Source organism: Microbacterium sp. 22215, assembly GCF_052045655.1.
GTDB lineage: Bacteria > Actinomycetota > Actinomycetes > Actinomycetales > Microbacteriaceae > Microbacterium > Microbacterium phyllosphaerae.
This window is the reverse complement of record NZ_JBQEPC010000001.1, coordinates 55,330-74,211: the sequence shown is the minus strand read 5'-3', so window position 1 is coordinate 74,211 and position 18,882 is coordinate 55,330. Positions and strand designations below refer to the sequence as shown.

The 18,882-nt window shown below is 69.3% G+C and carries 23 protein-coding genes; 11 read left to right on the top strand and 12 right to left on the bottom strand.

The window, feature by feature from the left end; translation table 11 throughout:
• Positions 1-175: 175 nt before the first annotated feature.
• Entirely contained in the window at positions 176-382 is a 207-nt protein-coding gene (locus ACTJKH_RS00420; protein WP_056313104.1) for a CsbD family protein, read from the top strand.
• Positions 383-430: 48 nt separating this feature from the next.
• Here ACTJKH_RS00420 and ACTJKH_RS00415 read toward each other — a convergent pair whose 3' ends face one another.
• Positions 431-595 (bottom strand): hypothetical protein, encoded by a 165-nt coding sequence (locus tag ACTJKH_RS00415; RefSeq protein WP_164481753.1) that lies wholly within the window; start codon positions 593-595, stop codon positions 431-433.
• 124 nt (positions 596-719) lie between these two features.
• Between ACTJKH_RS00415 and ACTJKH_RS00410 the strand changes: the two genes are divergently transcribed.
• From ACTJKH_RS00410 to ACTJKH_RS00380, 7 genes are all read left to right on the top strand, one after another.
• Positions 720-986, top strand: a complete 267-nt coding sequence (locus ACTJKH_RS00410; RefSeq protein ID WP_440735339.1) for a DUF7218 family protein — start codon at positions 720-722, stop codon at positions 984-986.
• Positions 987-997: 11 nt separating this feature from the next.
• Positions 998-2,068, top strand: a complete 1,071-nt coding sequence (locus tag ACTJKH_RS00405) for a carboxylate-amine ligase (RefSeq protein WP_440735338.1) — start codon at positions 998-1,000, stop codon at positions 2,066-2,068.
• Positions 2,069-2,106: 38 nt separating this feature from the next.
• Positions 2,107-3,501, top strand: coding sequence for an MFS transporter (locus tag ACTJKH_RS00400; RefSeq protein WP_440735337.1), 1,395 nt, complete (start codon positions 2,107-2,109; stop codon positions 3,499-3,501).
• 61 nt (positions 3,502-3,562) lie between these two features.
• Entirely contained in the window at positions 3,563-4,258 is a 696-nt protein-coding gene (locus ACTJKH_RS00395) for a DUF899 domain-containing protein (RefSeq protein WP_440735336.1), read from the top strand.
• Positions 4,255-5,070 (top strand): endo alpha-1,4 polygalactosaminidase, encoded by an 816-nt coding sequence (locus tag ACTJKH_RS00390; protein WP_440735733.1) that lies wholly within the window; start codon positions 4,255-4,257, stop codon positions 5,068-5,070. Before ACTJKH_RS00395 ends, ACTJKH_RS00390 begins: the two co-directional genes overlap by 4 nt.
• Positions 5,071-5,106: 36 nt before the next feature.
• On the top strand, positions 5,107-5,787 hold the full coding sequence (locus tag ACTJKH_RS00385; protein ID WP_440735335.1) for a hypothetical protein: 681 nt from the start codon (positions 5,107-5,109) through the stop codon (positions 5,785-5,787).
• On the top strand, positions 5,784-6,341 hold the full coding sequence (locus ACTJKH_RS00380) for a hypothetical protein (protein WP_440735334.1): 558 nt from the start codon (positions 5,784-5,786) through the stop codon (positions 6,339-6,341). Before ACTJKH_RS00385 ends, ACTJKH_RS00380 begins: the two co-directional genes overlap by 4 nt.
• 350 nt (positions 6,342-6,691) lie before the next feature.
• On the opposite strand, the gene ACTJKH_RS00375 is transcribed toward ACTJKH_RS00380, so the two are convergent.
• Both ACTJKH_RS00375 and ACTJKH_RS00370 read right to left on the bottom strand, forming a co-directional pair.
• Positions 6,692-7,975, bottom strand: a complete 1,284-nt coding sequence (locus ACTJKH_RS00375) for a hypothetical protein (RefSeq protein WP_440735333.1) — start codon at positions 7,973-7,975, stop codon at positions 6,692-6,694.
• Positions 7,976-8,034: 59 nt separating this feature from the next.
• The gene (locus ACTJKH_RS00370; RefSeq protein WP_440735332.1) at positions 8,035-9,378 is read right to left on the bottom strand and encodes a cytochrome P450; all 1,344 of its coding nucleotides are present in this window, start codon (positions 9,376-9,378) and stop codon (positions 8,035-8,037) included.
• Positions 9,379-9,536: 158 nt separating this feature from the next.
• Here ACTJKH_RS00370 and ACTJKH_RS00365 point away from each other — a divergent pair, with 158 nt between their 5' ends.
• On the top strand, positions 9,537-9,974 hold the full coding sequence (locus ACTJKH_RS00365) for an SRPBCC family protein (protein ID WP_440735331.1): 438 nt from the start codon (positions 9,537-9,539) through the stop codon (positions 9,972-9,974).
• 63 nt (positions 9,975-10,037) lie between these two features.
• Here ACTJKH_RS00365 and ACTJKH_RS00360 read toward each other — a convergent pair whose 3' ends face one another.
• The 3 genes from ACTJKH_RS00360 to ACTJKH_RS00350 form a co-directional block, all read right to left on the bottom strand.
• The gene (locus tag ACTJKH_RS00360) at positions 10,038-11,222 is read right to left on the bottom strand and encodes an alcohol dehydrogenase catalytic domain-containing protein (RefSeq protein ID WP_440735330.1); all 1,185 of its coding nucleotides are present in this window, start codon (positions 11,220-11,222) and stop codon (positions 10,038-10,040) included.
• Between the two features lie 80 nt (positions 11,223-11,302).
• On the bottom strand, positions 11,303-12,406 hold the full coding sequence (locus ACTJKH_RS00355) for a fatty acid desaturase family protein (protein ID WP_440735732.1): 1,104 nt from the start codon (positions 12,404-12,406) through the stop codon (positions 11,303-11,305).
• A 28-nt stretch (positions 12,407-12,434) separates the two neighbouring features.
• Positions 12,435-12,953 carry a hypothetical protein gene (locus tag ACTJKH_RS00350; protein WP_440735329.1) on the bottom strand — a complete coding sequence of 173 codons (519 nt, stop codon included), beginning with the start codon at positions 12,951-12,953 and terminating at the stop codon, positions 12,435-12,437.
• Positions 12,954-13,121: 168 nt separating this feature from the next.
• On the opposite strand from ACTJKH_RS00350, the gene ACTJKH_RS00345 reads away from it, so the two are divergent.
• Both ACTJKH_RS00345 and ACTJKH_RS00340 read left to right on the top strand, forming a co-directional pair.
• Entirely contained in the window at positions 13,122-13,466 is a 345-nt protein-coding gene (locus tag ACTJKH_RS00345) for a DUF7882 family protein (protein WP_259162398.1), read from the top strand.
• An 18-nt stretch (positions 13,467-13,484) separates the two neighbouring features.
• Positions 13,485-14,888: a threonine/serine ThrE exporter family protein gene (locus ACTJKH_RS00340; RefSeq protein ID WP_440735328.1), complete on the top strand. Its 1,404-nt coding sequence runs from the start codon at positions 13,485-13,487 to the stop codon at positions 14,886-14,888.
• A gap of 6 nt (positions 14,889-14,894) precedes the next feature.
• Here the strand turns inward: ACTJKH_RS00340 and ACTJKH_RS00335 are convergent, their stop codons facing one another.
• From ACTJKH_RS00335 to ACTJKH_RS00310, 6 genes are all read right to left on the bottom strand, one after another.
• Positions 14,895-15,530: a DUF1684 domain-containing protein gene (locus tag ACTJKH_RS00335; protein WP_440735327.1), complete on the bottom strand. Its 636-nt coding sequence runs from the start codon at positions 15,528-15,530 to the stop codon at positions 14,895-14,897.
• A gap of 36 nt (positions 15,531-15,566) precedes the next feature.
• The gene (locus tag ACTJKH_RS00330) at positions 15,567-15,911 is read right to left on the bottom strand and encodes a cytoplasmic protein (RefSeq protein WP_440735326.1); all 345 of its coding nucleotides are present in this window, start codon (positions 15,909-15,911) and stop codon (positions 15,567-15,569) included.
• A 51-nt stretch (positions 15,912-15,962) separates the two neighbouring features.
• Positions 15,963-16,538 carry an NADPH-dependent FMN reductase gene (locus tag ACTJKH_RS00325; protein WP_440735325.1) on the bottom strand — a complete coding sequence of 192 codons (576 nt, stop codon included), beginning with the start codon at positions 16,536-16,538 and terminating at the stop codon, positions 15,963-15,965.
• Positions 16,539-16,701: 163 nt separating this feature from the next.
• A complete protein-coding gene (locus ACTJKH_RS00320) occupies positions 16,702-17,790 on the bottom strand; it encodes an alkene reductase (RefSeq protein WP_440735324.1) in 1,089 nt (362 codons plus the stop codon).
• Positions 17,791-17,830: 40 nt separating this feature from the next.
• Entirely contained in the window at positions 17,831-18,364 is a 534-nt protein-coding gene (locus ACTJKH_RS00315) for a MarR family winged helix-turn-helix transcriptional regulator (protein ID WP_440735323.1), read from the bottom strand.
• 62 nt (positions 18,365-18,426) lie between these two features.
• Complete coding sequence (locus ACTJKH_RS00310; protein WP_440735322.1) at positions 18,427-18,882, bottom strand: MarR family winged helix-turn-helix transcriptional regulator; 456 nt, start codon at positions 18,880-18,882, stop codon at positions 18,427-18,429.

Below are 18,882 nucleotides of genomic sequence, written 5' to 3'. Positions count from 1 at the left end.
CGAGGTGAGAGCGGGCAGGGCCACCCGCCTGAGGCCAGGTTAGCCCTCGCGGTGGCCTGCGTCGATGACGGATTCCGTCTGTCACGCGCGGTCGTCGTTGTCAATCCCGTGTGCAGGATTCCGGGCCCGTGCGACGGTGGTCATCCATTGATCGACGGATGAAAGGAATCTCCCCATGAGTGGTGCAGACGACGTCAAGAACGCAGCCGAGAAGGCCGGCGGAAAGATCAAGGAGGGCGTCGGAAAGGCGACCGACAACGAGAGCCTCGAAGCCGAGGGTCGCGCCGACCAGACGAAGGCTTCGGTCAAGCAGGCCGGGGAGAACGTGAAGGACGCCGCTCGCAACGTCGGAGACGGCCTGCGGGACGCTTCCAGGGACTGATCCCGAAAAACGGAGTGAGGCCCGCCGAAGCGGGCCTCACTGCGTAGATCAGCGGGTGCGGTTGCCCGAGATCGATCGGATCAACCAGGCGATGACCGCAATGGCCAGCAGCACCAGTCCGACCCACAGCAGGAACTGCAGGGACTGAACCAGTCCGCCGGTGATCGCGAGAATGACGGCGACGACGATGACGATGATCAGCAGGATGTTCATCGGATTTCCCTTCTTGAGGACGCAGGGGGGCGCCCGTCTACGGTGAATCAACCTAGACCCGCGCCCCCTGCGCCCCAGAGCCCCTTGACGCGGGGGTTCCCGACGTGCGAGAGGAGCACAGGACATGCCAGGACGCAGGAACGACTCCCTGAAGGACCCGGAGCTGTACGAAGAGCTCCGCAGCGACGGCGCCTCGAAGGAGAAGGCGGCGCGTATCTCGAACGCCGCAGCCAAAGAGGGTCGCAGCGCCGTGGGACGCCGAGGCGGAGAGCACGGCGACTACGAGGACTGGACCGTCGACGAACTGCGCGCCCGCGCGAAGGAACTCGGCCTCACCGGGTACAGCGGCAAGCGCAAGGCCGAGCTCATCTCGGCACTGCGCGAGCACTAGGGCCGCCCTCCGTGGCCCGGTTCGGCATCGAGGAGGAGTTCGTCCTTCTCGATGAGCAGACTCTCGTCCCGACGGCCATGAGCCCGCACACCCGCGAACGCCTCGCTGACGAGGTGGGCGCGGGGCTCACTCCCGAGTACCTGACCTGTCAGATCGAGTCGGCGACGGCGCCGATCGAGAACAGAGCGGATGCCGAGGCGCAGCTGCGCCGCACGCGACGTCTTCTCGGCACCTACGCCGCTGATCAGGACGCGATCGTGGGCGCGACCGGCACACCCTTCATCTCCCCCAACCGCTTCGCGGTGTCGTCGTCGGCGCACTACGACGCCGTCTCGACCCAGCTCGTCGAGATCACCCGCGAGCACGAGGTCAACGGCCTGCACGTCCATGTCGAGGTCACCGATGACGAGGAGAGGGTCCGCGTGGTCAACCGCGTCCGCGCCTGGCTGCCGACCCTGCTCTCCCTCACCGGCAACGCACCCTTCGCGCACGGCCGGGATTCGGGCTTCGCGAGCTGGCGCAGCATCCTCATCCGCCGACTCCCCTCGTCGTGGAGCCCACCGCACTTCCGCGATCTCGACGACTATCGCGCGCAGCTCGCTCGGCTCGTCGGCATGGGGGCGATCCCCGAGGCGAGCTCGCTGTCGTGGACGGTGCGGCTTTCGGAGCGATTCCCCACCGTCGAGGTGAGGGTGTTCGACGCGCAGCTGACGGTCGACGACACCCTGCTCGCCGCCGTCCTCACCCGAGCGCTCCTCGTGAGCGACGCGCTCGACGGTCTGCCCGAGCTGGGCCTCGACGCGATCGACGCGTCACTGTGGACGGCGGCGAGGTACGGACCCGAGGCACTGCTCGTCGACCCGGTGAGCGGCGACCCGGCCCCTGCCTCGGCGATCGCCGACGACCTCCTCCGGAGGCTGCGCCCGACGCTCGCGCACCTGGGCGACGAGGACTTCGTCATGGAGGGGATCGCCCGCATCCGTGCCGAGGGTTCCGGAGCCCGGCGCCAGCGCGACGCGTATGCCGAGAACGGAACCGCGGGCCTCCGCGAGCTCTACCGTCGAAGCACCGCGACGGACTGACCCGCCCGCGACCCCTCCGACGGCAGTAGTGTCGGCCTGTGGCATCCTCTCGCTTCGCACCCCTGCAGCGGCTCGTGATCTCGGTCGCCGTGCTGGCCTCCTTCGTGACCTTCCTCGACGGCACCGTCGTGACGGTCGCGCTCCCCGCGATCAGCCGGGAGCTCGGCGGCGGGATCACCACCCAGCAGTGGGTCGTCGACGCGTATCTCATCACGCTCAGCGCGCTCATCCTGCTCGCGGGCTCGCTGTCGGATGCCTACGGACGCGTGCTCGTGATGCGTGTCGGCCTCATCGCGTTCGGGGTCGCATCCGTCGCGGTCGCCGCCGCCCCCGATCCGCTGTTCCTGATCATCGCGAGAGCGGCCCAGGGCGCAGCGGGCGCCCTGCTGGTGCCCAGCTCGCTGGCGCTGATCACCGCGACCATGCGCGCCGACGTGCAGTCGCGCGCGATCGGCATCTGGACCGCGTTCACGACCTCGGCCCAACTGATCGGCCCGCTGCTCGGCGGCCTCTTCGTGGACTTCCTGTCGTGGCGGTTCGTGTTCCTCATCAATGTCGTCCCGATCGCGGTCACCCTCCTGCTGCTCTCCCGCCTGAAGCTGAAAGAGCATCCGAGCGGCGCCCGGGTCGACTGGGCCAGCGGTGCCCTGTGCGCGATCGGACTCGGTGCCGTCGTGTTCGCGCTGATCGAGCAGCCGAATCTCGGCTGGCAGTCCCCCGTGATCTGGCTGCCCGGCATCGGCGGCGCCGCACTGTTCGCGTGGTTCCTCATCCGCCAGCAGCGCTCCTCCACCCCGCTGATGCCGCTGTCACTCTTCCGCGTGCGCGACTTCGCGTGGGGCAACCTCGCGACGCTCTTCGTCTACGCCGCGCTGTCTCTCAACGGCTTCGTGCTGGGCGTGTACCTGCAGCAGGGCGCCGGTCTCAGCGCCACCGCCGCCGGTCTCGCGAGCCTGCCGATCACGATCCTGATGATCCTCCTCAGCTCGCGCGCAGGCTCGTGGGCCGGGCGATTCGGGCCGCGCATCTTCATGACCGTCGGACCGCTCATCATGGCGGTGGGAGCGCTGATGCTGCTGCTCGTCGCTGAGGACTTCGACTACTGGTGGCAGGTTCTGCCCGCCATGATCGTGCTGGGTCTGGGGCTCGCGCTCACCGTCGCCCCGCTGACCTCGGCCATCCTGGGGGCGATCGACGAATCGAGATCGGGGATCGCCTCTGCCGTGAACAACGCCGTCTCCCGTGTCGCGGGCCTCCTCGTCGTCGCCATGCTGTCGACCATCATCGGCGGCACGCTCAACCTCGCCGGATTCCACAACGCCGCCATCGTCACCGCGGCGCTCCTGGTGCTCGGCGGAGTCGTGTCGTGGATCGGCATCCGCCGGAACCCCGCCGAGGAGGTGCCGAGCGAGGCCGTCGACGCACCCCGTTGACCGTGTCGGTGGCTGAGCGCAGACTGAGGGGACCGTCTCTCTGAGCATCCGGAGGTCCACCGTGAGCACGACCCAGACGCCCCTTCCACCCGTCGTCGACGCCGAGACCTGGCGACGAGAACTCGACGTGCTGCGCGTACGCGAGAAGGCGGCGACCCGGGAGCTCGATGCGATCGCAGCCGAGCGACGACGCCTGCCGATGGTGGAGCTCCCGGAGTACACGCTGGTCGGCGAGGAGGGCGCGGTGCCGCTCTCGGACGTCTTCGACGAGCATCCTCAGCTCATCGTCTACAACCACATGTGGAGCGACGGCAACGAGTGGCAGTGCCCCGGATGCACGGGGTTCACCTCGCAGTTCACGCGGCTCGACGTGCTCGAGCGGTACTACGACGCCCGGTTCGTGATCGTGACGAACGGACCGATCGACGAGGCCCTCGCCTATCGCGATCGAGTGGGCAATCGGATGCCGTGGTACTCGAGCGCCGACAGCCCGTTCGGGGCCGACATGGACGCGGGGCCGAACGAGGGCTTCGGTGTGAACGTGTTCCTGCGCGACGGCGAGACCGTCTACCGCACCTGGCACACGAACGGGCGGGGCACCGAGCGGCTGAGCCATCTGCAGGGGCTCGTCGACCTGCTGCCGTACGGACGCCAGGAGCAGTGGGAGGACTCCCCGGTCGGCTGGCCGCAGCACGGCACGTACGATCGGGGTATGGGTTCGAAAGAGATCGCCGCGCTGTACGGAGCGGGCAGCTGAGGCGGGCGACGGCGGTCTTCGCCGCTGCCGCCGCGCTGGCCCTCGCGCTGTCGGGGTGCGCGTCGACCGCCTCCGATGGCACCTCGACCTTCGTGCTTCCGCCCGCGGGAGCGACCCCCGACTATCAGCTCGGCGGTGCGTACGACCCCGCCGACGGCGTCGGCATCGTCGGCCGCGATCGCTCGGACGATCCCGCAGACGGCCTCTACTCGATCTGCTACGTCAACGGTTTCCAGACCCAGCCGGGCGAGCTCGACTCGTGGCCCGATGACCTGCTGCTGCAGAGCGACGGCACGCCCGTGTTCGACCCCGACTGGCCCGACGAAGCCCTGCTCGACACCTCGACCGACGACCGTCGCCAGCGCATCGCCGAGACGGTCGGGCCGTGGATCGAGGGCTGCGCGGATGCCGGTTTCGACGCCGTGGAGTTCGACAACCTCGACTCGTACACGCGCTCGGACGGCGCGCTCACGCTCGACGACAACCTGGCCCTCGCCGCGCTGCTCGTCGACGTCGCTCACGACGCGGGCCTGGCCGCCGGGCAGAAGAACGCGGCGGAGGATGCGGCGGTGCTCCACGAGCGCGCCGGCTTCGACTTCGCGGTCGTCGAGGAGTGCGCCGCTTACGAAGAATGCGCCGCGTTCACCGACATTTACGGCGACGCGGTGGTCGACATCGAGTACTCCGACGAGCTTCCTCGCACGTTCGCCGAGATGTGCGCCGACGACGAGTCACCGGCATCCATGGTGCTGAGGGATCGCGATCTCGTCACGCCCGGCCATGCGGAGTACGTGTTCGAGACGTGCCCCTGACCGCCTCCGCCTGAACCCCCTCGCTAGGCTGACCCCGTGAGCAAGACGGGGGATCACGACGGCGCCGTGCCGAAGATCACTGCGCGCGCGATGGTGTCGCGCTGGGCGCGTTCCCTCGCCGAAGTCCCCCGCTGGATCTGGATCGCCGCTGCCACCGTCATCGCCCTGGTCCTCGTCGTGGTCGCGATCGGAGGCTTCGCCCAGGCACAGGCCGCCCCGACCGAGCTCGGCGTGGGCGACGAGGCGCGTGCCTCCGTCTACGCCGTCACTGTGCTCGATGCCGAGTTCACCGACGAGGTCGAGTCCGAATACCTCGAGGCGGAGCCGGGCGAGACGCTGCTCGTCATGACGATGCGGATGGAGAACCTCTCCGATGCTCCGATCGGCGTGGGCACCGCGGCCGACCGCACCAAAGCGGGCCTCGTCAACACCGAGAACCCGCTGCTCGACCTGAGCGGAGTCTCGGCGACCGACACGGTGTCGGTCTGGCGCGCCGACGGCTCGGCCGGGCAGGTCATCCTGCAACCGGGCGTGCCGAGCGAGGTCACGCTCGCCTGGTCCGTCCCGGAGGATACCTTCCCCGACGGTGTCGTCTCGCTCGACGTGCACGAGGTCGAGATCCGCCGTGGTGCCGTCATCCTGTCGGCGAGCGTCGTCACCTGGCGCGCGGCCGAGACGTTCGCCCGCATCAGCGTCACCCCCACGGGGGCGCCATGAGACGCGCGCTCCCCTGGATCCTCGGCGGCCTGCTCGTGATCGCCGCCGGAGCGATCACCGCCGTGACCCCCGATGACGAGTCGCTCGTCGGAGCGACCGTGCAGCGCGGATCCTTCGGCGACACCGTCGAGTCGCGCACCCTGATCGCGACGGCCTCCGACGCGACATTCGCCGATGAGCTCGCCGTGCCCTCGTCCGACTGGAGCGCTGACGGCAACTGGCTCATCGTGACCGTCGTCGCCTCGGCCCCGACGACCGAGGTCGATTCCGCGATCCAGCTCGCCACGCTCGTGGTCGGCGACCGTGTGTTCCACTCGAGCGAGCGACCGTCGGCCTCACTGAAGGGAACGCCTCTGCGGGTGGGCATCGACACGGTCGGCACCCTCGCGTTCGAACTGCCGCCCGACGTGACCACAGGAACCGCCGAACTGCGCCTGACCACGTCGTACGTCACCCCCGAGCTCGACGACCTCGTCGCCATCCCGTTCGCTCTCGACGACCTCGAGCGCACCGCCAGCATCGAGCTCGTCGACTCCGGGGTGAGTGCCCCGTGAGCTGGTGGCGCAGGCAGCGCGCGGCGGTGATCGCCCTCGTGATCGCCGCCGCCGCGGTGGTCGGGGCCACCGTCTGGCTCGACGTCGTACCGAGCATCCGGCCGACGGACCGGGTGATCGAGGCCGAGTCGACCGTCGAGGTCGCAGGCCAGACCCTCGAGCTGGGCCCCACCGAGTGGGGCGAGTTCGAGGCGCCCGACGGGTCGCGGACGCTGAGCGTCCGGCTGAGCTCCACCGGTGGAGCCGACGCCTCGGTGTGCGGTCAGGCGACGCTCACCGACACGGACACGGGCCGCACCTGGGTCAGCTCACGGACCGGGCTCGACGTCTCGTACGAGGATGGCGAGAGCTCATGCACCATCGAGGCGTCCGCGTACCGCATCCTGCTCGTCTTCCTGCTTCCGCAGGACGCCGACGGGCCGTTTCTGCTCGACATCGAGGGCAACGACGCCGATCTCGCCCGCTTCGTCATCGAGCCCTGACGGACGCGTGTCGAGGCCGGCCTGCGGGCGTCCGATCACACCGTCGTAGGCGGTCGCGACGATGGCGACCCGCAAAGGCTCGGCCACCGCGGCGACCGCGACCGTGACCAGCGGGAAGAACCCGGCCCAGAACGACGCCTCATGGCCGCCGACGAGCTGCAGCGCACCCCGGGTTCCCGCCTGCTCGGCGAATCCCCAGGCCGCATAGGCCAGCGCATACACGCCGAAAAGCAGGGGTCCGCCGCGCCAGATCACCGCGACGGCGGCCCAGAGCCCCTCGAGTCGCATCACGAGCGTGCGGGCGACGCTCATCGCGGCGCCGCGGGCGGCGCCCCCACCCCAGCGCCCGAACGACGGGGTCGAATCGAACGTCGTGCCGAAGATCACACCGGCGACCGTCAACCACGCAGCGGGCACGATGAGGGCCGCGACGAGGATGCCGGACAGCCAGGTCGCCCCCTCCCAGACGGCCGCCACCGGTGCGAGGTTGACGGCGAACCAGTCGCCGAAACCCTGCAACCAGCCGACCGCCTCGCGTTCGGCGAACCAGTCGAGCACGCCGTTCCACCACCGGGCGACCAGCGTGAAGAGCATGAATGTCCACAGCACCTCGGCGTACGTGGCGAGGATGATCGTCCACCGCGGCAGCCTGTCGGCGAATCGGGTGAACAGCAGACGCGCGACCAGCGCGACGATGAGAACGGTCACCGGCAGCACGCCGACGGCGATCAGACCCCCTCGATCGCCCACCTGGGCGAGGTCATACCCCGAGTCTGCGAGGGCGATCGCGCTCGCGATGCGGAAGAAGGCGATCTGGTCGACGTCGAGCAGACCCCACGCCGTGTAGAACGCGAAGAAGGGCAGGATCGCCGCAAGCGTGGCCGAGCCGAACTCGCGGATGCCCCCGGCATCCTCCCTGCGGCTGTGCGGCAGGGACGGGCGCACAGTCAGGTACATCGCGACGTACGAGACGAGACGCGCGGCGACCGCGAGCGGCAGCAGCAGCAGCCCTCCGAGCGTCGTGTGACCGCCGACGAAACCGGACAGCTCGACGAGCAGTCGGTGCAGTGCCTCTCCGCCGAGGTACCACGCCATGAGCGCCGGCCAGTGCCGTGCGACGATGCGCCCGAACGTCCGGAGGGCCTGTGACATGTGCCCTACCGTATCCGGTCGCACCCGGTGGCCGGCCTCGGGCCGCCGGATCGACCGCCCTACCGATGGAAAGGACACCCGCCGGATGCCGGAGCAGCCGCCGACCGAACCTTCCCGCCGGAGCGCGGCTTGGTGGGGAGTCTGCGACGGTTGACGTCGAGGCCCTCGTCGAGGATCCGCAGCTCGGGGTCGCTCAGCACCGTGATCGCGGCGGCGAGACCGGCGATCGCGAGCTTCTCGCCCGGGCAGCGGTGGCCCGTCGCGACGTCGGCACCGCCGTGCGGGATGAATGCGGCGAGCGCCTCGTAGTCGTCGCCGACATCGCGGAAACGCTCGGGGTCGAAACGCCGGGGGCGGGCCCAGAAGCGCTCATCGGTGTTGGTGCCGAGGATGTCGAGCACGACGCGTCCGCCGGCATCCACCCTCTGTCCGTCGAGTTCGACGTCGGCGATGGCCCACCCGGGGAGCATCGGCACGAACGGGGAGGTGCGGCGCACCTCCTGCGCGAACATGACCGACAGCGGGCCGCCGACCAGGGCACCGCGTTCGGCGGACTCGGCCGCGATGCGCTCACGCCAGTCCGGGCGCTCGTGCAGTTCCTTCGCCGCGAACGCGACGAACCGGGCGACCGCGATCATCGGGCGGATGCTGTTCTGCAGCTCGACGCCCGCGATGCGCGCGGGGAGGAGCTCGCCGTGCTCGTCGCGGTGATGCGCCCACTGCTCGAGGGCGGTGCCCGTCTCAACGCTCAGCGCTCCGTGGCGCACGGCCTCGATGAGTCGTGCGGAGTGCCGATCCGACCACCAGCGGTTCGCCAGTGCCGCGACGTACTCCGGCGAATAGGGGGATCCGAACCCGTCGACGATCTGCGCGAGCCGGGCTGCCCACCGGGTCTTCGCCGCCGGGGTGCCAGGCACTCCCGCCCACCCCATGATCGCGCGGCCCAGGGCGCCGACGGCCGCGTCGTACGCGCTTCGCGTGCCGCCGTCGATCCACGCCTGCCGTTCGCTCCGCCACTCGCGCTCGAGCCAGGGAGTCAGCCGGTCGACCTGCGCGTCGTCATAGGCGACCTCGACGAAGGTGGCTTTGCGGTGCTTGTGCGCGTCGCCGTCGAGGCTGTGCACCGACCCGTGCCCGAACAGGCTCTCCTGCACGACCGAGGGCATGGCACCCGAGCGCGCGATGCGGCTCTCGTCGTAGAAGAGCTCCACACCTTCGACCCCTCGCACGAACACGGTGTCGTCGCCGAGCAGACTCATCGGCGCCGATCGTGCCCCCGGTCGGACCCTGCGCCAGATGCGCGGGCCGAAGCCGTAGCCGCGGGTCAGCAGGTGGGGAGCGTCGTCGTGCGCGAGGGTGCCGAGTCTGCGGGCGGCGCGGGCGGGGAGGTCGATGAGTGCCATGACCCGACATTCGCAGAGCGACCGCCGCTGTTCCAGGGGGAGGCGTGGCGGCGGGGCTTGTGCTAGCGCCGCCGTGCATCAGCGTATCCGTCCGCGTCAAGCCCCTGGGCGGTGCGGGCAGAGGGCACGACGATGTCTTGAGGAGAGAAGAGACCGACATGGCGAAGAACGTCCGCACGATGAACTGCCACCCCGATGACGTGTTCCGGGTGCTCCGCGATGCCTGGCTCTACCCTGCGTGGGTCGTCGGCGCCTCGCGCATGCGCGATGTCGACGAGTCGTGGCCGCAGCCCGGAGCAGAGCTGCACCATTCGGTCGGTGTCTGGCCGGCTCTCCTCGACGACACCACGGTGGTCGAGGAATGGGATCCGCCCCACCGGATGGTCATGCGTGCGAAGGGCTGGCCGATCGGCGAGGCACGGGTCACGCTGCGCGTGCGCTCGCACGACGAGGGCGCGATCGTGCGCATCGACGAGGAACCGGTCAGCGGACCGACCACGATGCTGCCGAGCATCGTGACCGCTCCCCTGCTGCGCTGGCGCAACTCCGAGACGCTGCACCGCCTGGGCTACCTCGCCGAGGGCAGGGCCCGCTGAGTCAGGGGATACGTGTCGCATCGGGCCGCGCGAATCCCGCGGCCCGACACGACGCGCTGACACTCAGACGCGCGACGGCTGCAGCACGACCTTGATGCATCCGTCCTCTTTGCGCTGGAACGTCTCGTAGAGGTCCGGCGCATCCTCGAGCGGCGCGGTATGGGTCGTGAGATCCATCACGCCGAGCGGATCGCTGACGTCTTCGACCAGTGGCATCAGGTCGTCGATCCAGCGCTTCACGTTGCACTGCCCCATACGGATGCTCACCTGCTTGTCGAACAGGGTCTTCATGGGCATGATGTCGGCGTCGCCCGCATAGACCCCGCTCAACGAGACCGTGCCGCCCCGGCGCACGACGTCGATCGATGCGTAGAGTGCAGCCAGGCGGTCGACGCCCGCCCTGTCGAAGACCTGCCGGGCCGCCGCGTCGGGGAGCAGCCCGACTGCCTTCTGCACGAGCGAGATGCCCGGGTTGCCGTGTGCCTCCATGCCCACGGCGTCGACGACGGCATCCGTTCCTCGCCCGCCCGTGAGGTCACGCAGCTGCTCGACGACGTCATCGGCGAGGTCGAAGACCTCCGCGCCGTGACGCGCCGCCATCTCGCGGCGCTCGGCGACGGGATCCACCGCGAGCACCCGGTAGCCGCGATGTGCGCCGACCCGGGCGACGAACTGCCCGACCGGACCGAGCCCCATGACGGCGAGGGTTCCGCCGTCGGGGACGTTCGCGTATTCCACGCCCTGCCATGCGGTCGGCAGGATGTCGCTGAGGAAGAGGTAGCGCTCGTCGGGCAGATCCGATGCGACCTTGATGTGGTTGTAGTCCGCGAGAGGCACGCGCAGGAACTCCGCCTGCCCTCCGGGCACCTGGCCATAGAGCTTGGTGTACCCGAACAGCGAGGCGCCGCTGCCGTACTCGGTCACCTGGGTCGTCTCGCACTGCGACTGCAGACCGCGCAGGCAGTAGAAGCAGTGTCCGCACGAGATGTTGAACGGCACGACGACGCGGTCGCCGACCTTGAGATCCCGGACGGCAGCGCCCACCTCGACGACGACGCCCATCGGCTCATGCCCGAGGACGTCCCCCTTGTCGAGGAACGGACCCAGCAGTTCGTACAGATGCAGGTCCGAGCCGCAGATCGCCGACGAGGTGATCCGCACGATCGCATCCGTCGGACGCTCGACCACCGGGTCCGGCACCTCCTCGACCGTCACGTTGCGCGTGCCCTGCCAGGTGAGTGCCTTCATGGTGCGTCCTCCTCGTGGGATGTCGAAAGTCCACCCTCCGTCGAACGCGCACGATACGACAGAGGGTTGACAGTGGTCGGTCAGCGGGAAGCCGCGACCAGGTGGTCGCGCTGGTCGGCGAGCGGACATGAGAAGACGTCTCGCTCCCCGAGCCCCACGCGATTGATGTAGCGCACCACGATCGCGTACGACGTGAACAGTCCGACCTGCGTATACCTGACGTCGTGCGCTTCGCAGTAGGCCGCGACGAGAGGTGCCGCCCTGCGCAGGTGCGGCCGGGGCATCGACGGGAACAGATGGTGCTCGACCTGGTAGTTCAGGCCGCCCATCAAGACATCGAGCACGCGGCTTCCCCGCACGTTGCGGCTCATCAGCACCTGGCGGCGAAGGAAGTCGAGCGTCAGGTCCTTCGGCACCACCGGCATCCCCTTGTGGTTCGGAGCGAAGGCGATGCCCATGTAGAACCCGAACAGGCCCAGCTGCACCGCGAGGAAGGTGAAGGCGATGCCCGGGGACAGCACGATGAACACCAGCGTCACGAATCCGATGATCCGGATGCTGAGGAAGGCGATCTCGGCCCATCGACGTTCGAGGCGGCCGCGCGTCACGACCCGACGCACGCTCGACGCATGCAGCGACAGCCCTTCGAGGAGCAGGATCGGGAAGAACGCGAGCCCCTGATGCGCCTGCAGCCACGTGACCGCCGGGCTGTGATGACGCGCCGCCGTCTCGGCCGTGACCGCGATGACCGGGAGCTCGATGTCGGGGTCCGCTCCGAGCTTGTTCGGATTCGCGTGGTGGCGTGTGTGCTTGTGCTGCCACCAGCCGTAGCTCATGCCCACGAGCAGATCGCCGAGGATGATGCTGATCCAGTCGTTCCACCGTCCCGACACGAAGATCTGCCGGTGGGCGGCATCGTGGCCGAGGAACGCGATCTGGGTGAAGACGATCGCGAGCACGGCGGCGGTGAACAGCTGCCACCACGTATCGCCGATCCACACGAAGGCCGTGAGGCTGAGAGCAACCACGAGCGGAGCCGCGATGAGCTTCGTCCAGTAGTAGCCGTACCGGCGCCGCAGCAGGCCGCGTTCGCGGATCTGCTGCGCCAGCTCGGTGAAGGTGCTCGATCCGCCCCGGGCGCTGTCGCGCGGACGGGTGCGGACGGTCGGACGGATGCCGTCCACGATGACCTCTTCTCCGGCGTCGTCCGCTCTACGAGCGGAAGGCACCGCCCTCTTCGACCCAGTCCTCGATGCGCGCGTCCTCATCGGACACGGCAGCGATCGGACGTCGGGTGAAGCTCACCGATTCCGCGAGAGCCGCGACGGATGCCGCGCGCTCCTGCTCGCGATCGGTGGCGTCCTGGAAACGCAGGGCCGCGATCTCGCGTGCGGCCACGAGGGCCGCACTGATCTCGGCGAGGCGTTCCGCGATGACGGCAGCGAGGCCGTCGCGGAGTTCTTCCAGGTTGGTGTTCGCGATCTCCAGACGACGATCGGCGACATGGAGCTCGACGGTCGGGAATCCGTTCGCGGACAGGTGGGCGCGCGTCTCGCTGCCCTGGATCGCGGCGACCTCGTCGCGATCGGTCTTGCGCGTGAACACCGCTTCGACGGTGTAGCGGTCGGGAGCCTCGTCGGTCATCATGGCCGCCGGAAGCGAGCCGATGAGGATGGATTCCAGACCCAGCAGTTCGGAGCTCGGCCCCGCGATCTTCAGTTGTGCGTTCATGTGCTGACGTTACGCCTGCATGCTGTATGCGTTCACAGTCTCGGGCCTCGATTCGGCGGCGAGCGCGTATCGCTGGAGTACTGGAATATGGGAAACTGGATCCACCACCGGTGATCATCCAGATCGCGCCTCATGACACAGGTTCCGTGGCGAGCTGAGGAGATCATTGTGGGCAAGCTCATCTATGAGGGCAGCGTCAAGTCCGAGATCGAGGATCGCGCTCTCACGCACCTGCAGCTGGTCATGACCGCGAAGCTGCGACGCGGCGAGCCGTTCGCGTTCACCTGGCGTGAGGACATGAGCGTCGGCGGCGGACGCACGACCGTCTGGATCCATGCAGGCAGCTCGCTGGTCTTCAAGTACAGCGGCAGCCGACAGCCTTCGATCAACCGCGCCTGGGTCGAGGCCCTCGCCTTCACGGCGAGCGCACCGAGCGGCCTGTACCTCGTGCACGAGCCTGCCGAGGGCAGTGCACCTCCGGCTGAGCGCCTGGACGTTCCCGCGCACGCCTGACTCAGGGAGAATGGGGGGATGTCCCCGAACCCCCAGCGGCGACTGCTCGCCTCCGTGCGCAGGATCCTGCACACCGACCCCTCTGCCGTCGCCCACACCGAGGCCATGCCCGTCATCGACGAGCGCACGGTACCTCGAGTCCTCGACCTCGCGACCCGCATCGGCGAGTCGATGTTCGCCGTCGGCGCCTCCGCGCACGAGGTCACCCTCGCCATCACACGGGTGTGCTCGGCCTACGGGATGCGGGATGTGCAGGTCGACGTCACCTACAACTCCATCACCGTCTCGTTCCACCTGAGCGGCGAGGTGTGGCCCGAGACCCTCGTCCGCGTCGTCCGCGTGGCGGCTCCCGACCACGCCAAGCTGCAGCGGGTGCAGGCGCTGGTCGCCGACATCGACGACGGGCTCGACCTCGAGTCGGCCCGCACCGCGTTCCGGGTTCTGCGCCGGGTTCCTTTCCGCTACCAGCAGCCGGTGGTGATCGTCGCCCGTGCCCTGCTCGCGGTCGGCGTCAGCATCATGCTCGGGGCCTCGCCGATCATCGTGGGCCTCACGTTCGTCGCGGCGCTCTGCGCAGCCGTCACCCAGGCGGGACTCGCGCGGGCCCGCGTGCCCCTGTTCTTCAGCCAGATCGCCGGTGGCTTCGTCACCACGGTCGTCGCGGTGGCCGTCTCGGCGCTCGGCTCTGCCGGGATCGAGCCGTTCGTCGACATCCGCCCCTCGATCATCGTGGCCTCGGGCATCGTGCTCATGCTCGCGGGCCTCACTGTGGTCGGCGCTGCCCAGGATGCGATCGACGGGTTCGCACTCACCGCGGGCGGCCGCATCCTCGACCTCACCATGCAGACGCTCGGCGTCGTGATCGGCATCCTCGTCGGACTCGAGCTCGGCAGCGTGCTCGGCTTCACGATGGGTCTGCCCGACGACCCCGCCCCGTTCGGACCACTGCTCAACCAGTTCGCGGGCGCGATCATCATCGCCGTCGCCGTGGCGGTGTTCAACGGCGCCGGCATCCGGATCATCCTCGTGAGCGCGCTGCTCAGCGCCGTCACGATCGCCGGGTACTCGGTCATGGTCGGCCTGAATCTGCACCCGGCCGCGGCGAGCGCGATCGGCGCCCTGCTGGCGAGCTTCATCGGCATGCTGATCGCGGTGAACCTCCATGTGCCGTCGGTCGCGGTGACGACCGCGGCGATCGTGCCGCTCGTGCCCGGTGTCGCAGTGTTCCAGGGACTCCTCGAGATGATCCACTCCGCGGGATCCACCGCCGGCGTCGTCGGAATCGGCGGATCGCTCGTGGATGCCATGGTGATCGGCATCGGGCTCGCCTCTGGAGCATCCCTCGGGCTCTACCTCGGCACGCCGGTGCGCGCGACCCTCAGCAGCGTCGCGAAGACGCGGGCGCGCGTCGTCCGACGCTGACGTCGATCAGGCCGGCCCGCCCGAATACGTCTCCCCCACCGGGACCGCCACCTGCAGCACGTTGCCGGGCTGGGCGAGGGGGCAGGCCCACGCCGGATCATAGGCGCACGACGGGTTGTACGCGAAGTTGAAGTCGAGCACGATCGTGCCGCGCTCGGCATCCGATCCCAGGTCCGCGCCCTTGATCGTGTCGATCAGGTAGCGGCCGCCGCCGTAGGTGCCGCCGGGGCGTCCGGAGAGCGCGTCGCGCACGGGGATGAACAGTCCCCCGCCGTAGGTCGTCAGGCGCCAGATGTCGAGCGATCCGGTGTCGGGGATCTCGACCCTGCCGACGCGCTCGAACGGCACGACGCCGTCGGTCCCCGTCGCGAAGTCGAAGCCACCGGGCTCGGCAGGCAGGATCGGCAGCTCGAAACGCCACTGCGGATCGTATGAGGCGATGGGCAGCCCTTCGAACAGGGCTCTGTCGCCCGGCAGCAGCGGGGTCGCCGGATGGTGCAGCATCAGGTCGTCGCGTTCGATGCGCCAGAGCTCGTGCGCTTCCTCCGGCGACTCGGCCCGCCGAACGGCGTCGTACAGGGCGAACACGCGACGTCGCCAATCGACGACCTCGGCGGCGGTGCGGGCTTTGGTGAGCGTCATGTGGTTCAGGCTACGCGCCCGGCTCGGCCGCGTCGCTCAGGTTCGCGGTCCGAGAGCCGCCGGGTCGATCTCGCCCGCGGCATCGCCCTTCAACTCGATGAGGATCGTGTGCGTGGGCGTGGTCCCGGTGTTCTCCCCCGCGTGGCGCTGCGCCGCGAGCCATACCGCCTGCCCCGTCGTCAGCTGCGTGTCGAAGCTGCGCTCCCCCGCCGACAGCCGACGCGAGAAGTCGCTGAGCGTGACCATCACACTGTTCGGGTGGTCATGCGGGGTCGTGCGATCGCCCGGTTCGTCGGTGTACTCGAGCACCCGGACGAAGTCGTTCTCCCACAGCGTGCGGTAGTGATCGGGATTCGTCAGGGTGGGATCGTCGGTGACCATGGCCACACAGTACGCCCGGCGATGCCACCCCGACAGGGGGTCTTGAGACGATCAGCTGTCGGTGTCGCGAGGAAGCACGGTCAGCACCCGTTCGATATGGTCGCGGAACTCGGCCATGTACGCCCGCAGGAAGGTCGCGGTCCCCGCATTCGTCACCGTGCCGTCGTCGGCGTAGTCGTCGGGGACGAACTGGATGTACGCCTCGGGAGCCGTCATCTGGCGGGCGTTGCAGAAGCTCAGCACTCCGCGCAGACTCTGCTGGGCGACCGCTGTGCCGATCGCGCCGACGGATGCGCCGATCACGGCCGCCGGAATGTGGTCGAACGAGTTCTGCCCCCACGGCCGCGAGGCCCAGTCGATCGCGTTCTTGAGCCCGCCCGGTATCGACCTGTTGTACTCCGGGGTCACGAACAGCACCGCATCCGCCGAGTCGATGGCTTCCTTCAGTGCGACCGCCACCGGCGGATACTCCTCATCGAAGTCCTGACTGTAGAGCGGGAGATCGCGGATGGGGATCTCGAAGAACTCCAGGTCCTCCGGAGCGAGCCCGATCAGCGCTTTCGCGAGGATGCGGTTGATCGAGGTGGACGAGAGACTTCCGACGAAGTATCCGACTCGGTATGTCATGACTGCTCCCCTTCTCTTGTGACGTCTCCTGCGACGCCGGGTCCAGTCTCCTCTCACCGAGTGTCAGGGTCCAGTGGCCCTGCGACACGCGCTCGTCCGACGTCGCCGCAGACGCATCGACGGGTGGGAGCCGAAGCCCCCACCCGTCGATAGACTCGCCCGCTCAGGCTCCGGCGCGGACGCTCTCCAGCGACGGGTAGTCGGTGTACCCCTCGGCGGTCCGACCGTAGAACAGCACGGGCCGGGGCTCGTTGAGCTCGGCATCCTGACGCCAGCGCTCGACCAGGTCGGGGTTCGCGATCACGGGGCGGCCGGCGGCGACGGCATCCGCCCATCCGTCCGTCACGAGGGCGGTCGCTTCGTCGCGGCTCGTGGGCTCCGCGAAACCGGAGTTGATGATCAGCGGCACCCCGAGCGTGCGACGGATGCGCTGCACGAGCTCGCTCGTCGGCGCGGCGTTCAGGATGTCGACGAACGCGAGGCCCAGAGGTGCGAGGCCCTCGGCGACGGCGAGGTAGGTGGCGAGCGCGTCGGCGTCGTCCTCTTCGAGCACGCCCTGGATGTTGTGCTGCGGCGACAGGCGGATGCCGGTGCGGTCGGCGCCGACCGCCTCGGCGACGGCGGTCGTGACCTCGATCGCGAAGCGCGCACGGTTCTCGGGCGAGCCACCGTACCGGTCGTCGCGGATGTTCGACACCGGCGACAGGAACTCCTGCACGAGGTAGCCGTTGGCACCGTGCACCTCGACACCGTCGAGACCGGCGGCGATCGCGTTGCGCGCGGCCTGCACGAACTGCTCGACGACCTCGGGGATCTCGTCGAGGGTGAGTGCATGGGCGACCGGCATGGCCGCCTTGCCCTCGGGCGTATGCGTCTCACCGGGAGCCGCGAGCGCGCTCGGCGCGACGACGCGGGGTTCTCCCGAGATGGCGGGGTGCGAGACGCGGCCCCCGTGCATGAGCTGCATGACGATCGTGCCGCCGGCCTCGTGCACCGCATCGGCGATGCGGCGCCAGCCCTCGATCTGTGCAGGCGTCACGATGCCCGGCTGCCCCGGGTAGGACTTGCCCTCGGCCGCGGGCCATGTGCCCTCGGTGATGATGAGCCCCTGGCCCGCCCGCTGACGGTAGTACTCCACCATCGTCTCGGTCGGCACGCCCTCGTCATCCGCACGCGTGCGGGTGAGGGGCGCCATGACGACGCGGTTGGACAGCGGAAGGGCGCCGAAGGCGGCAGGTTCGAAAAGACTCACAGTGAGGGGTAAGGCTCAGCGCTCGTCGAGTATTCCCCGGTCAGGACGCCGGGGTCTTGCCGTCCGTCCGATCGGATGCTCCGCCGCCGAGCTCCGCGAGCATCTCGGCGAAGCGATCGAGGTCCGCCTGCGACCAGCGGCCGAGGCGCTCGGCGAGCCTGGCCTCGTAGCGCGAACGTGCGGCCGTGACCCGCTCCTGTGCCAGCTCGGTGGCGACGAGCACACGCGCACGGCGATCGTCGGGGTCTCGCACGCTCTCGACGAGCCCGAGCTGCTCGAGCTGGCGCACCTGACGGCTCACGGCGGTCTTGTCGGTCTGCAGACGCTCGATGATCGCTCCGGCCGATGTGGCCTTGCCCGTCGCGATCGACGTCAGCACCTGGTATCCGAGGGGCTGCAGATCGGGATGCACGGTCGTCGCCGCCTCGCGCCAGCTCACCCGGATGCGGGCGAAGAGCCGCCCGAGCTCGTGCTCGACCCGCGCCACCGCCTGCTCGATGTCGGGGACCGCCGCGGCGGCGGGCTCGTCGGCGGGCTCGCCCGTTCGGGCGGGTTCGTCGGTCGGGGCGCTCATGGTGGCCAGCTTACGGCGAAGCCCCGCCGTCAGCGGGGACGGCGGGGCTTCGGTCGAGGTGATCAGACCTCGGCGAGGAGTCGGAACACCTTCGAGGCGACACGGATCTCGTCGGGCGTCAGCTCGGCCACCACGCTGCGCAGACGAGTGGCATGATCCCGACGAAGCTCCGAGAGTGCGGCGCAGGCCGACGGCGTCGGAGTCAGCACCCGCAGCCGCCCGTCGCGCTCGTCAGGACGCGACTCGATCAGCCCCAGGTCTTCCAGCATCCGGACCTGGCGGCTGATGACCGACTTGTCCATCTCGAAGCGCTCGGCGAGCTCGTGCGCATTGGCGGTCTCGGCCCGCTCGATGAAGGTCAGCAGCTTGTAGCCGCCGACCTGCAGCTCGGGGTCGATGCGTGCCGCCGACTCCTTCCAGAGCGTCCTGGTCCTCGCGAAGATGAGGTTCAGGTGCGTCTGCAGATCGCCGAGTGCGGTGTCGACGTCGAGCGACGCCGGCGCTTCCGAGGTGACCAT